The following is a 13,634-nucleotide window of genomic DNA, read 5'->3' as shown; positions in this document are numbered from 1 at the left end:
ACAACGAGCTAGAGAGAGGTATATAATAAAAATATAGAGACAAACAAAAAGTAAGGAAGTGAGGGATGAAAACAGAATATTTCAATTTAGAGGTTGATTTTTTTGGAAAAGAGGAGTACAATTTCTATCTGTTGATAGCTAACATGATTGGTAATAAGTGATTAGCTAATGACTAAAGAGCGGACATTGGGAGTGTCTCGCTCAGTAGTAAAGCAGTTAATTAAAATTTAAAGCTAAAAAGAGGAGAGAACAAATCATGAAAAACGTAATGAAAAAAGTAGTAGTATCTAGTATGTTGGCAGTTAGTTTAGGTGCAGTATCTTTGTTGAGTCCACTTGCAACAGGTCAAGTAATGGCGAAATCTGGTTCAGAATACAACAAGGATCGAGCTGAAGAACAACTGATCATTCAACAACAAGAAGCAGCACAAAAAGCATTTGAAGCAAAACTTTTTGGAACTGGAACTACTGAAAAAGCAACAACTACAACACCAGCTCAGCCAGCCACTGAGAACAACAATCAAGCAACAACCACAAAACCAGCAACGACTACAACCACAACACCTGCAACAACTGTAAATACAATTACTGTAAATGTTCAAGATGGCGACACACTGGCTTCTATTGCTGAAAAATACGGTGTAACTGTTGAAGAACTGGTTAAAATCAACAACCTGATTAAAGCAGGCCAAGAACTGCAAGTACCGCAAACAAAAACTAATAAATAATTATCATTATAAATGTATAACGACATGTGTTTTTTAAACCAAGCGTTTGACTATAGTATACGGGAAGGCCTCTATTAAAACAATGCTTTTTTGAATAATTATTTGTGAAATAGCTTGTTTTTTTGGGTTGCAAATTTCCACTGGTGTATCTAGCTTGATTTCAGGTAGGTTATAAGTTGAGATGATGTTAGGTCCATGAGATTTATGAATACCCACACTCCATGTGCGGAGCATTCGTATGGGCGCCGTTCCCCCGGATTTACAGGGCTATCTTGATGTCATTCGGGGCACAGGTGAACATGAATTCTTCTGAGGATTGTTTCGCCCGGTTTTTCCCTCATCTTGATAATTAATTTCTACATTTACTCATATTCATATAGCTATTTTAATTTTATAATGAAGCGCTATTCCCGAAAACAACTGGAATGGCGCTTATTTTATTTTCTATCTAAAGTACGGAGCAATGTTTGACGATAAATAGACACAGACACTAGACTGAGTTATTAGCTTTCATGGGCTTTCTTTATTTTTATGTCATTGCATATTGATGCATATAGATGTAGAGAAACTTTTGCTGATGGGTCATTCTCTCTTATACTTTTAATATGATAACTTATAAGATGTGCAATTGTGTAAAATCTGAAAATCTCCTTTTGAAATATTTGCTAGACGAGGCTCTTCATTATAAGGTAATGTAAGGATAAAAGTATTTTAAAGATCGGAAATTGGAAAGGGGCGCTACAGAGGATGAATTTGGATAACTGTCCTCGATGTGGAAAGCTGTTTATTATGAACGTCAGGGGAATCTGCCAGAACTGTATTAAAGAAATTGAAATTGAATACGAACGCTGTGTCAAACATATACGTGAGAATAAGGGCATTCATATGCATGAGCTTTCGGAGGCTACTGAGGTATCCGTAAAGCAAATCACGACATTTATACGCGAGGGACGTATTTCCATTGCTAATGCACCCAATATGACGTATCCTTGCGAGGTATGTGGGATACCGATTCGTGCAGGACATATGTGCGATTCTTGTCGAACACGTCTGACTAAAGACCTGCATCAGGCTGTACGCGAAAGTAGTAATCAGGATCAAAGTAATAATATGGGCTCAGGTACCTACAGCGCGATTGATAAACTTCGTGGAAAGTAGTACAGGGGAATTAAAAACACATTCAGCTATTCAAAAAGTTTCAAATACCGCCGATAATCTTTATAGAGCTTATCGGTTTTTTTATTTTTAGCAACCATGCACAAAATAAAGAAGTGAGGCATAATACGAACCATGCTCGACGCTATGTCGTCTGATACATTCTGACCATATCAAATAACTAAGGAAGGTGGAAGTTATGAAAATTAACGAGACCAACCGCATCGGAGCTATTAATCCATACCAACGAAATATTGAAACAGGACGTCAAGAGGAGCTTAAGAAGTCTCGCCGCAAGGACGAGGTCTCGATTTCTCCGGAAGCGATGGAAATGCTGAACCGCAGCAGTGATGCAGATCGTGTTAAGAAAATTCAGGAGCTTAAGCAACAAGTAGCTTCTGGAACCTATCGTGTAGATGCCGATAAAATTGCAGAGAAGCTGTTACCTTACTTCAAGCAGTCTTCCGAAAGCTAGGTGAAGGAATATGCCTTTAGAGCGATTGATTGATGTGCTGGAGCAGCTTAAAGAGACTCACGAGCAGTTGATTGCATTAGGAACTCAAAAAAAGGAAGCACTGATATCAAATAAGGTAGATCAGCTCATTCTAGTCATGAATCAGGAATCGAAGATGTCCAGACACATTGAACAGCTGGATGAACGACGCCTGCAGGCAGCATATGAATTTTTGCAGGAACGTGGTATTAAGTCCAAGTTGAATCTCAATATTACGGAGTTGTCTCGTCTTGTGTTTGATGTAGAAGATAAGCAGCGCCTCCTTCACATTCAAAAAAAATTAGCGGATACGCTTGAAGAATTGAAAAATTTAAATGAGTTGAATCAACAGCTTATACAACAGGCGCTTTCCTATATTGATTTTTCTATTGAGAGTATGTCATATTATGCGGAATCTGAAGCGGTTTATCAGCGTCCAGCTGATAAGAGCACATCATCAGTACGAGCGGGACTATTTGATACACGCGCCTAATTGAAGGAGGAAAACATGGTCTCAACATTTCATGGTATAGAAACAGCGAAAAGAAGCTTAAACACACAAACAGCTGCATTAAATACAACCGGACACAATATCTCGAATGCCAACACAGCTGGTTACTCCAGACAAGTGGTTAGTATGAAGGCCTCGGAATCTATGGAAGCATACGGTTTGAACCGTTCCGTTGTACGAGGTCAAATGGGTACAGGGGTTGAATTCACTGCTATTGAGCGCGTCCGTCAGACGTTTCTGGACGATCAATATCGTAATGAAAACTCCTCTTTAGGTGGATGGAGTATCCGCTACGATACTCTGAATAAGCTCGAGACGATTATGAATGAGCCTTCTGACACAGGAATGCGCAAAGTAATGGATAATTTCTGGGATGCTTGGTCGGATTTGAGTCAGGATCCTCAGGACGTAACTAACCGTAAAATCGTAAAAGAGACTACGTTGGCTTTAACGGATGCGTTGAATCAGACGAGTAAGCAGCTTGACGCCCTAGATTCCGATTTAACCAATAATATTACTTTGAAGACAACAGAGATGAACTCCCTCTTACAATCTGTCGCTGATTTAAACGGGAATATTACCAAGTTGGAATCATTGGGAGATAATCCAAATGATTTGAGAGATCAGCGAGATTATGCGATTGATAAGTTGTCTAAACTGGCTAACGTTCAAGTTACTCAATTAGATAACGGATATCAAGTAACAGTAGCTGGACAGATAGTTGTAACTGGTAGCGAACTTACTCCAGTAACTGCGGACGGTCTTCAGGCTGCTTTTACAGGTGGCACCTTGACTGGCGGCGAAGTTTACGGAATGGTATTGTCACGTGACAGATATGTTGCGGATTATAAAAATCAGATAAACCAATTGGCAAACACATTGGCCAACGGAAATATTGAAGTTACCCTTCCTAAAGGAACTGTGCTTCCAGAAGGAACGGTATTGAATACGGGACCAAATAATACAGCGGTTACCTACTCTAATGCTAATAATAACCGGACTTTAACAAACGATTTGAAGGTTACTGTCCAAGGTATCAATGGGCTTCATCAGTTGGGCTATACAATTAGTGGGGCAACTCCTACCAAAGGTGATTCCTTTTTTACCTCTAAAGACGGTGCCGCGATTACAGCTGGTAATATTACATTAAATCCTGATATACAAAGTGATCCTAATAAAATTGCGACCTCATTACGGGTAGATGGAACAGGAACGACAGATGAGAAAGTAGTGCTCGGTAATAATGCGTTAGCTATGGCTATGGCTAACTTGAAAAATGTGAAATTCGATTTTGGGACTGCTCTATCAACTCCGACATCGGTGGATGATTATTTTAGCTCTATTGTTGGACAACTTGGAGTACAGACTCAGGAGGCGGAACGTCAGTCACAGAACGCACAACTTTTGACAGAACAGGTGGATTTAAGTAGACAGTCTGTCAGCGGGGTGTCCCTGGATGAAGAGATGTCCAGCATGATCAAGTTTCAGCATGCTTATAGCGCAGCTTCTCGTTTTATGACGACATTCGATCAATTGCTGGACAAGCTGATTAATAGTACAGGCCGTGTAGGGCTCTAATTTAGATTAGTAGGAGGTAGTGTATGGCGATTCGAGTAACCTCGGGGATGATGAGTATGCAGACGCTCAGTAACCTTAATCGTAATTATAGCAATATGAGTAAAATGGAAAATCAGATTACAACTGGTCGCAAACTCAATAAACCCTCAGATGATCCAGTGGGTGTGACTTATGCTCTTCGCTACAGAGCTGAGTTGGCTTCTAATGAGCAATATTCCAGCAATGCTGATGCGGCCGTAAGCTGGTTAGATTTCACAGATTCTACGATGCAGCAGGCTGGAGATGTCATGAAACGGTTAAAAGAGCTGACGGTTCAAGCTTCAAGTGAAACTGTCCCCCAATCCGGATTGGATGCAATTAAGTTGGAAGTAGATCAGCTTAAGGAACAAATGACCAATATCGGAAATAGCCAAATTCGTGGTAAATATATCTTTAACGGTCAAAAATATGATCAGGCCCCTTACGAGCTGTCCGGTACTGTGACAAGTTATGATCAAATTGATGCGGATCAAGGCGCTGTGAATTATGCAATTGGAGATCAATCTACATTTCGGGTGAATACTTCTGGAAGTGAGTTTTTTGGAGCGTCAACGGATACGGATAACGTTTTTAAAATTATGGATAACTTGAGCGCAGCCTTGTCTAGTGGCAGCTATAGTGCTATTGCAGCTCAGTCCGCAAATGTTGAATCTCGTTTCATAAAAATGCAGGCTAGTCAGTCTGAGGTTGGGGCACGCACAAACCGTGTAGAACTGGTTCAATCCCGTCTTGATGACCGTAATCTGAATTTGACGACCTTGCAATCCAAAACTGAAGATGCCGATATTGCCAGCTTGATGATTCAGGCAACCTCTGCCCAAACTATTTATGAGGCAGCCTTGAAATCATCCGCTCAGATTATGCAGCCTTCATTAATGGATTTTATGCGTTAATCTTTTGAATCTTTGACATTTGTATTGTAGAGCTATGGATAGAAATCCGTAGCTCTTTTGTTGATTTTTAAGGAGGATAAACAATGACCCCGAAATTAGATGAAAAAAGATGGCTTAATGAAGAATTGGTTTTTGCTTTTCCTAAGGGATTACCTGGTTTTGAGCATTTACGTGAATATAGGCTACAAGAGCATAATGAGCTATTTAGTATTTTGAGCGCTGTAGAAGAGGCGACAGTCACCTTTATTACGGTCAATCCTTTTGATTTTGTACCTGATTATGAGTTTGAACTATCTAGTGATGCGCTTGCAGATATCGGTGTAATAGATCGAGAGCAGATTGCAGTTCGTTGTATTGTGACTTGGCATAGTAATAAGGAGAAGATAACAGTCAATTTGCTAGCACCTTTAATTTTCAATGTGGAGAAGTCTATTGGCAAACAGATTGTTTTACAAAATACCGATTATACTACAAGAAGTGCGTTGTGGCAGAAGTTAAGACATAAAGAGCAGGGTGGTGAATCCTGATGCTTGTTTTATCCCGAAAAAAAGGTGAGTCTGTTGTTATCCATAATGATATTGTAATAACCGTGCTTTCCGTTGAAGGAGATAATGTAAAGATAGGTATATCAGCACCCAAAGATATAGATATTTATCGTAAAGAGATTTTTGATGCAATCCAGGATAACAATCAAGAAGCAGTAATGGACATTGAGGCTCTTCAGAATGCCATGTTAGAAATGGAGGAGAGAAGCAATACTGAGTAAAAAAAGATATAGGTGCAGATATTCGAGATTCACTAAAGAAAATTTTTGAAATGCTATAAACAATTTTGTGGGAGAGGTCGATATATAATATAGAACGGTAATTCTTCAGGGCGGCCGACCTGTGAAGACGTTCATACCACAAGGATGTGGGAATTAAACCATTTCAGGGAGGAAATTTACAATGATTATCAACCACAATATTCCGGCATTGAATACACACCGCAACATGGGTCTTAACACAAATGCAGCAAGCAAAAACATGGAGAAACTGTCTTCCGGTCTGCGCATCAATCGTGCTGCAGATGACGCTGCTGGTTTGTCCATCTCCGAATCCATGCGCGGTCAAATCCGTGGTCTGGAACAATCCCAACGTAATGCTCAAGACGGTATTTCCTTCGTACAAACAGCTGAGGGAGCAATGAATGAAGTATCCTCCATGCTGACTCGTATGAAAGAACTGAACGTTCAGAAAGCGAGCGGAACTTACAGCACTAACGATAAAGATAATATTGGTCAAGAGTTGGATCAACTGGGTGCCCAAATTGATGAAATTATGACTAAAACCACCTTCAACGGTATCACTATTACTGCTGGAGCAAGTATTACAGTTAATGATAAAGCTTCCAGTACTATCGTTATTGCTTCTATTACAACTACATCTTTCTCTGGTTTGAACTCCACAACAGTACTCGCTAGTGTGGAAGATTCGATCAAAGCTGTTTCGACAGAACGCGCTAAACTGGGTGCTGTACAAAATAGATTGGAGTATACCTCCAACAACATTGGTACTACAGTAGAAAACCTGACTGCTGCTGAATCCCGTATTCGTGATACGGATATGGCAAAAGAAATGGTTTCCTTGTCCAAAAACAACATCTTGCTGCAAGCTTCCCAATCGATGCTGGCACAAGCAAACTCCGCTCCACAAGGTATTTTGTCTGTACTTCGTTAATCTATACTTTTCCTTAGAAGAGACCTTGATTTTCAAGGTCTCTTTTTTGTTATTCACTTCATAAACAACTCTTATTTTCCGATATAAAGAGTATAAAACTAAAAACGTTCTTGATGATGCTTCAACACGATAAGGGGGTAAGTTGTGGATAATAGTATTTCTGGTCTTGGCCCAATACCAGGGCAGGCGAAATCTATCTCGCCCAAGGGTGTCGCAGATGAACCATCGATTATAGCTATAAATCAGCAATATGTTAACCAATCAGTCGAAAAGTTGTCCGGTGAAGAAGAAAATGCACTTCAGCAATTAGAAAAGGCGATTAGAGCTGTACAGGGACCTGAAAAAAAGTTTGAGATTTCCGTTCACAAGGAGACCCACGCAATTATGATTAAGGTCTTTGATAAACAGACGGGGGACTTAATTCGGGAGGTGCCTCGCGAAAAACTCCTTGATGTAGCGGCGAATTTTATGGAGATGAATGGGCTTATTATTGACAAAAAGGCTTAATATTCAGGAGGATTAGTTATGACAATGAGAATTAGCGGTTTGGCATCGGGTATGGACATTGATTCAATGGTCAAAAAGTTAATGACTACAGAGAGTATTCCATTGAACAAACTGAACCAGCAAAAACAACTGACCGAGTGGAAACGTGACGGATATCGTCAAGTAAGTACAAAATTAGTTACTTTTAATGAAAAATTAACAAATTTTAGTTTGAGTAGCGCTATTGATTCAAAAAAAGCAACTGTTACAGGAACTTCTAATGTGCTCACTGCAACGGCAACAGGAGCATCTGTGAATTCTGTATTAAATATTAAAGTCACTAATTTGGCATCTGCTTCTAATGTTGTATCTTCTGGAGGGACGGTAGGAGCCTCTCCTGGTACAACAAAGCTATCAGATATCTATACAGGTACTGAAACCAGTATTAATGTAGGAGCAGATACTATAAATTTTACTGCGGACGATACAATCGACTCACTGATTTCAAAAATAAACGGAAGTACAAAAGCGGGGGTGACCGCTGTATATGATGCCTCATCTGGCAAGATTTCGTTGACTAACAAGGAGACGGGGAATAAAGATATTACATTAAGTGGAGAACTCCTCGAACAAAGCTTCGGACTTAAAACAGCTAATGTAGCAAAAGGGGTAAATGCGATTGTTGAAATTAATGGCCTGACAACAGAGCAGACATCCAATCGTTTCACAGTTAATGGTGTGGAAATCAGTTTGAATGGAACCACTCCGACAGGACAGTCAACACAAATTGAAGTTTCACAGGACGTTGATGCATTGGTAAACACAATAAAATCATTTGTTGAGGCGTATAATGATACACTTTCGACATTAAACCAAAAAACAAGTGAAGAACGTTATCGTAAATATTTACCGTTGACCAGTGATCAGAGAAAGGATATGAAGGAAGATGAGATTACACTCTGGGAAAGTAAAGCTAAGAGTGGTATGCTCAAAAATGATTCCATCGTAGATAAAACGCTTAGTGATATGAGGTCAGCGATTATTACAGACGTAGTTCTACCGAATGGTGAGAAAATAAATTTGACTCAGATCGGAATTACAACTGGTAGCTATAGTGAAAAAGGAAAACTATACGTAGATGAGAAGAAGTTACGTGCGGCTTTGGAAACCACTCCTGAAAAGGTAACTGCTTTATTCGGGCAGACGGATAATTCCTCTTCAACAAGCTATACAAGTTCGGATGGTATATTCAGCCGACTGAAGAAGACCAACCAAGGAGCTCTGCAAAGTCTGGCAGATAAGGCTGGAACGTCGAAAGTCAGTTCTGATCTTACGGCAGCTTTCCAGCCAAAGAGTCAAATAGGAGACCAGTTATCAGATTATGGTAAACGGATCGATGCCCTTCAAGACAGGCTTACAATGATAGAAACCCGTTATTATCAACAATTTACTGCTATGGAAACGGCCATGAATAAATATAATAGCACCTCATCTAGTCTTTCAAGTATGCTTAGTTAAAACTATTCTTATTAAAGGAGAGATCCAGGTTTGATTAATTCACCCTACCAAAAGTATCAACAAGCGCAATTGCAAACTGCTTCGCCAGGACAATTGTTGCTAATGCTGTATGATGGAGCGATCCGTTTTATACGGGCGGGAATTAAGGGTATTGAGGAAACAAATCATGAAAAGGCCAATACGAACTTGTGTAAAGCACAGGCTGTTATCAATGAACTTATTGCCGCTCTAAATCATGATTTTCCGATTTCCTCCACTCTTTATCAAGTGTATGAATACATGCTTCACCAGCTCATCAATGCAAACTTGAAAAAGAATGTAGTACCTGCGGAAGAAGTCATTTCTCATTTAACAGAATTAAGGGGTGCTTGGGATACGGCTATAAAATCACTAAATCATAATGTAGAGTCGATTGAATGATTGCTGTTCAGGAATATGTAACCCAACTAGAAAGTGTCACGAAAGAGCTTATAGAGCGAATTCATCAAGTTAGTTACACAGAATTAAGCCAGTACGCAGAGCAAAGAGAAAAAATTTCCCGAAAAATCATTTCTAATCAACAAAAACTTACTGAAGCAGACAAAAAACGAATTAAGCAACTTAGTGTTTTCGACGAAGTTATTCTTTCCAAGATGGAGAGTTTTAAAACGGAAGCTAGTGAGTGGCTTACAAAAAAAGGGACTATTCAAGGTCAACAGGCAGCATACAATGCCAAATATACCCCTGATAGTTTATTTTTTGATAGAAGGAATTAATAATGGGGAAAGAATAGGGTTGGTAAAAAGATGAAGCAGCTTAGTGTGTGTATGATTGTAAAGGACGAGGAAGCCTTGCTTCCTCGATGCCTTGACAGTGTGCGAAATATTGCTGATGAGATCATTATTGTGGATACAGGCTCGTCGGATCGGACAAAAGAGATAGCTCAAGAATATACAGATCTCATTTTCGATTATGAATGGTGTGATGATTTTGCAGCCGCGCGTAATGAATCCATTCGTTTTGCTACTGGTAAATGGGTTTTAGTATTAGATGCAGATGAATATCTATCTACTGATGATGAACCCAAGTGGTCGAATTTTGTAGCCCAACAAACTCCAAAGCCTAGTGTTGGGTATACCCTTACTGTAGTGAATTACTCAGGCTCGTCGGAAAGTATGGATGAAGTATCGACTGCTCCCGTAACTCGATTGTTCCCTAACTTTATGGGGATACGGTTTTACCGCCCGATACATGAACAATTGTGCATTGGGGAGGAAAATGCAAAAGTATACACACAAATGACAGATCTTTGTATATACCATACAGGCTATCAGGAGGAGACTGTAGTAAAGAAAAAAAAACATACCCGAAATATGAAAATTTTCGAGGAAATGCAACTCCAAAAGGTCATGAGTGCTTATGACTGGTTTACTCTGGGAAACCAGTACAGGTTCGCAAATGATAGTGTAAACGCAATGGAGGCCTACGAAAAGTCTTTTATAGAGGCAGACGAAACAAGTGCTTGGTACCCATATTGCTTAATGGCGCTTATCTCCCTATACATCGAAAATGACAAACTAAAAGACTCTTGGTCTTTGACGGAGGAAAAACTATCTAATTTTAGATCTTATCCAGAGTACTATACCATAAAAGGAGCACATTACGAGTCCTTTGGTCTATATGAAAAAGCAATTGAGTGTTATAAAAAGGCTATTGAAAAAGCTGATCGTAAGGCTCGGTTTGCGGCAACTGCCTGGCTTGTAAACCCCGCTTACGGGTATGATGTTCCAGTAAATCAATTAATAAAATTAAATTTTCGGTTATGTCGTAATGAAGAGGCTGTATATTGGCTTGGAAAAAAGCTTCTTAGGGATAAGAAGAACGTGAATGTGTTATTTAGCATGCTTGAATGGTTAAGCTTAAACGACAATGAACATTCCATAAAAAGGTTTCTAGATGCGAATTATGACACTAAGGAAATGTCACATTGTCTTATTCTTTTTAAAGTGTACCTTGCTTTAGGAAATAATCGAATGGTGAACTATTATTTTGACCTACTCAGTGATGAAGTAACACTAACAGATCGAGATCAGCTTAGGTATGCTCTGATAAATAAGAATAAAGAATTGTGGGCGGAATCTGTTCAGAATTTATCTTCAAATATAAAAAAAGATTCATTTTTACAACGTCAGTTAATAATTGGTTGTATGATTTTTAAACAAAAAGACAGGTTGGAGTTTTTCAAATCATCTGCTGATAGTAGTACTAGTGAGTTATTAAATGCATTGTACAATTTCATCGAAAAAAAAGAAATAGTAAGTGATGACGTTGTTGAAAACTATTCGACTGAGTTGTTTTTATTAGCTAAAGACTTATTCTTGCTTGGCTATTATGAGGAATTTGATAATTTAGTAAATTATACGAATCATCCCAAGCTGATTAATGACGTGGGAAACTATCTCTTTAGCGTAAACCAAATGCAAGATGCAATGAATTACTATTCTTTGTTATTGTCACGTCAACAACTAGATGATAGAAGTTATGAAAATCTTGCTTTTTATCATGAGGCACAAGGTTACAGGGAAGATGCTTTGGAATTTTTTGCTGAAAGTCTAAAGCTATCGCCAGAAAAAAAACATTTGTATTATCCAATTATTCGTATATCAGAACCAGAGGAAAAAAAGTTTTACTTTAATAAGTTAGTTGATAACTACCCTTACGTCTCTGATATATCCTTCCTTATGGAGATGTGCAATAACTAAAAAATAGTATTGGAGTAAACTATGAAAACCAGCATAATCATTTTAACATATAACAAGCTAGAGTACACAAAACAATGTATTGAAAGTATACGGAAATACACCCATGAGAATGCATATGAAATCATTGTAGTTGATAATGCTTCTCAGGATGATACGACCGAATGGTTAGCACAGCAAACAGATCTTGTAACGATCTTAAATAAGGAAAACCGTGGGTTTCCGGAAGGATGCAATCAAGGAATGGAGGTCGCTACGGGTACTGAAATCCTTCTTCTCAATAACGATACAATAGTAACTCAGAATTGGCTCTCAAATCTTCTAAAGGCATTATATAGCTCGGATGAGATTGGAGCAGTTGGATGTGTCACAAACAATTCTTCCTATTTTCAAGAAATTGATGTTTCATATGAAAATATCGATGACATGCATTTGTTTGCCAAAGATTATAACTTCTCCAATCCGTTATCTTGGGAAGAACGCTTGAAATTAGTTGGTTTTTGTATGCTTATCAAAAAAAGTGTCGTTGAGAAAATAGGTTTGCTTGATGAAAGGTTCTCACCGGGGAATTATGAAGATGACGATTATTCCATTCGCATGCGAAAAAATGGTTATAAGTTATTGCTATGCAAGGATACATTTATTCATCATTATGGTAGCACTTCATTTAAAGAGAATGAAGCTTATTTTAATGAACTTTTGGAAAAAAACTCTAAAAAATTCGAAGAAAAATGGGGATTCGATCCTATTTATTCGCAACATAAGCGAGATATCCTTATTAATCTTATTGATGCCGATGCGTCTTCTCAAATAACTGTACTTGAGGTTGGATGTGCCTGTGGAGGAACCCTGCTCGGAATCAAGAATAAATTTAAAAATAGTGTGCTCTATGGTATAGAGCTTAACGAAAATTCAGCTAGTATAGCTTCTCTAGTTGCTGACGTCATTCCATACAATGTAGAGAACGGAGATCTGCCATACCCACAGAAAAGTTTTGATTACATCATTTTTGGGGATGTGCTGGAACATCTATATGACCCTTGGAAGACACTTGAAAATATGCATCGATTGTTGAAGCCTGGTGGAAAAATATTGGCAAGCATACCAAATATAATGCATTATAGTGTTATAAATGAATTGTTGGATGGAAAATGGAAGTATGCTGATGCTGGGATTTTGGATCGTACACATGTGAGATTTTTTACATTAGCATCTATACAAGAAATGTTTATCGATAGCGGGTTTGTTAATCTGGATTTCTTGGGAGTTAATTTGCCAAGAGATAGTACTGCAGTCAAAGGACTTGAAAGACTATCTAAAGTTGCCCCAAATGAAATCTTAAATCAATTTGAAGTTTACCAATATATTATTTCTGCTTGTAACAATCAGCTTCTGGATATTATGAATGATATCAAGAACGGTCATATTAATAAGCAAGAGATATTTGAAGTTACATCTTCCCAGACTAATGATGAAATATTAAGAAATGTTAAGTTCCTATCTAGTGTAGCGGATAAAGTAGAGGTTCTAAATACTATCGGAGTCATTCACTTTGAGCAGGGGGAAATTGCAAAAGTCCTTCCTTTATTTGATGAAGCACTGGCGCTTGATGAGACTCATTTAGAGGTTATATATAATATTGCTTATTTCCTTCATCATATAGGAGAAGAAGAATTATCTGAAGAGTACATGCTCAAGCTTAAGAATCTTGATTTTACATGGTATCAGAAGCTCATGGAAGTATTAGTTTAAGCTAAATCTGGCATAAGGATAATTTT

15 protein-coding genes are annotated in these 13,634 nt (G+C 38.4%); all 15 read left to right on the top strand.

All coding sequences use genetic code 11. The features are described from left to right. Positions 1–256 precede the first annotated feature (256 nt). The 15 genes from MKY98_RS23880 (at position 257) to MKY98_RS23810 (ending at position 13,608) form a co-directional block, all read left to right on the top strand. A complete protein-coding gene (locus MKY98_RS23880; protein WP_069009993.1) occupies positions 257–727 on the top strand; it encodes a LysM peptidoglycan-binding domain-containing protein in 471 nt (156 codons plus the stop codon). A gap of 747 nt (positions 728–1,474) precedes the next feature. Beyond that, entirely contained in the window at positions 1,475–1,885 is a 411-nt protein-coding gene (locus MKY98_RS23875) for a TIGR03826 family flagellar region protein (RefSeq protein ID WP_069009992.1), read from the top strand. A 196-nt stretch (positions 1,886–2,081) separates the two neighbouring features. After that, positions 2,082–2,357 carry a flagellar biosynthesis anti-sigma factor FlgM gene (gene flgM, locus MKY98_RS23870; protein WP_039271505.1) on the top strand — a complete coding sequence of 92 codons (276 nt, stop codon included), beginning with the start codon at positions 2,082–2,084 and terminating at the stop codon, positions 2,355–2,357. 10 nt (positions 2,358–2,367) lie between these two features. Next, positions 2,368–2,868: a flagellar protein FlgN gene (locus MKY98_RS23865; protein ID WP_069009991.1), complete on the top strand. Its 501-nt coding sequence runs from the start codon at positions 2,368–2,370 to the stop codon at positions 2,866–2,868. 15 nt (positions 2,869–2,883) lie between these two features. Beyond that, positions 2,884–4,464 (top strand): flagellar hook-associated protein FlgK, encoded by a 1,581-nt coding sequence (gene flgK / locus MKY98_RS23860; RefSeq protein ID WP_069009990.1) that lies wholly within the window; start codon positions 2,884–2,886, stop codon positions 4,462–4,464. A 23-nt stretch (positions 4,465–4,487) separates the two neighbouring features. Beyond that, positions 4,488–5,396, top strand: a complete 909-nt coding sequence (flgL, locus tag MKY98_RS23855) for a flagellar hook-associated protein FlgL (RefSeq protein ID WP_069009989.1) — start codon at positions 4,488–4,490, stop codon at positions 5,394–5,396. A gap of 83 nt (positions 5,397–5,479) precedes the next feature. Then, positions 5,480–5,923, top strand: coding sequence for a flagellar assembly protein FliW (locus tag MKY98_RS23850; protein WP_069009988.1), 444 nt, complete (start codon positions 5,480–5,482; stop codon positions 5,921–5,923). Then, positions 5,923–6,162: a carbon storage regulator CsrA gene (gene csrA, locus MKY98_RS23845; RefSeq protein ID WP_069009987.1), complete on the top strand. Its 240-nt coding sequence runs from the start codon at positions 5,923–5,925 to the stop codon at positions 6,160–6,162. Before MKY98_RS23850 ends, csrA begins: the two co-directional genes overlap by 1 nt. 181 nt (positions 6,163–6,343) lie before the next feature. Then, entirely contained in the window at positions 6,344–7,114 is a 771-nt protein-coding gene (locus MKY98_RS23840) for a flagellin N-terminal helical domain-containing protein (RefSeq protein ID WP_069009986.1), read from the top strand. A gap of 144 nt (positions 7,115–7,258) precedes the next feature. Next, positions 7,259–7,621, top strand: coding sequence for a flagellar protein FlaG (locus MKY98_RS23835; RefSeq protein WP_081317502.1), 363 nt, complete (start codon positions 7,259–7,261; stop codon positions 7,619–7,621). Between the two features lie 18 nt (positions 7,622–7,639). After that, complete coding sequence (fliD, locus tag MKY98_RS23830) at positions 7,640–9,118, top strand: flagellar filament capping protein FliD (RefSeq protein WP_069009985.1); 1,479 nt, start codon at positions 7,640–7,642, stop codon at positions 9,116–9,118. A gap of 30 nt (positions 9,119–9,148) precedes the next feature. Next, positions 9,149–9,538, top strand: coding sequence for a flagellar export chaperone FliS (gene fliS / locus MKY98_RS23825; protein WP_069009984.1), 390 nt, complete (start codon positions 9,149–9,151; stop codon positions 9,536–9,538). Continuing rightward, a complete protein-coding gene (locus MKY98_RS23820; protein ID WP_069009983.1) occupies positions 9,535–9,873 on the top strand; it encodes a hypothetical protein in 339 nt (112 codons plus the stop codon). The genes fliS and MKY98_RS23820 overlap by 4 nt, the downstream gene beginning before the upstream one ends. Positions 9,874–9,903: 30 nt before the next feature. Beyond that, positions 9,904–11,859: a glycosyltransferase gene (locus MKY98_RS23815; protein WP_069009982.1), complete on the top strand. Its 1,956-nt coding sequence runs from the start codon at positions 9,904–9,906 to the stop codon at positions 11,857–11,859. Between the two features lie 21 nt (positions 11,860–11,880). After that, entirely contained in the window at positions 11,881–13,608 is a 1,728-nt protein-coding gene (locus MKY98_RS23810) for a glycosyltransferase (protein ID WP_069009981.1), read from the top strand. Positions 13,609–13,634 lie beyond the last annotated feature (26 nt).

Source organism: Paenibacillus sp. FSL M8-0228 (assembly GCF_038007385.1).
Lineage (GTDB): Bacteria > Bacillota > Bacilli > Paenibacillales > Paenibacillaceae > Paenibacillus > Paenibacillus polymyxa_D.
This window is presented reverse-complemented; position numbering and strand designations above follow the sequence as displayed.

Excerpts from the sequence above, each read along its gene's own strand:
- MKY98_RS23880 (WP_069009993.1), top strand. The coding sequence starts at position 257 with ATGAAAAACGTAATGAAAAAAGTAGTAGTATCTAGTATGTTGGCAGTT.
- MKY98_RS23875 (WP_069009992.1), top strand. The coding sequence starts at position 1,475 with ATGAATTTGGATAACTGTCCTCGATGTGGAAAGCTGTTTATTATGAAC.
- flgM (WP_039271505.1), top strand. The coding sequence starts at position 2,082 with ATGAAAATTAACGAGACCAACCGCATCGGAGCTATTAATCCATACCAA.
- MKY98_RS23865 (WP_069009991.1), top strand. The coding sequence starts at position 2,368 with ATGCCTTTAGAGCGATTGATTGATGTGCTGGAGCAGCTTAAAGAGACT.
- flgK (WP_069009990.1), top strand. The coding sequence starts at position 2,884 with ATGGTCTCAACATTTCATGGTATAGAAACAGCGAAAAGAAGCTTAAAC.
- flgL (WP_069009989.1), top strand. The coding sequence starts at position 4,488 with ATGGCGATTCGAGTAACCTCGGGGATGATGAGTATGCAGACGCTCAGT.
- MKY98_RS23850 (WP_069009988.1), top strand. The coding sequence starts at position 5,480 with ATGACCCCGAAATTAGATGAAAAAAGATGGCTTAATGAAGAATTGGTT.
- csrA (WP_069009987.1), top strand. The coding sequence starts at position 5,923 with ATGCTTGTTTTATCCCGAAAAAAAGGTGAGTCTGTTGTTATCCATAAT.
- MKY98_RS23840 (WP_069009986.1), top strand. The coding sequence starts at position 6,344 with ATGATTATCAACCACAATATTCCGGCATTGAATACACACCGCAACATG.
- fliD (WP_069009985.1), top strand. The coding sequence starts at position 7,640 with ATGACAATGAGAATTAGCGGTTTGGCATCGGGTATGGACATTGATTCA.
- MKY98_RS23820 (WP_069009983.1), top strand. The coding sequence starts at position 9,535 with ATGATTGCTGTTCAGGAATATGTAACCCAACTAGAAAGTGTCACGAAA.
- MKY98_RS23815 (WP_069009982.1), top strand. The coding sequence starts at position 9,904 with ATGAAGCAGCTTAGTGTGTGTATGATTGTAAAGGACGAGGAAGCCTTG.
- MKY98_RS23810 (WP_069009981.1), top strand. The coding sequence starts at position 11,881 with ATGAAAACCAGCATAATCATTTTAACATATAACAAGCTAGAGTACACA.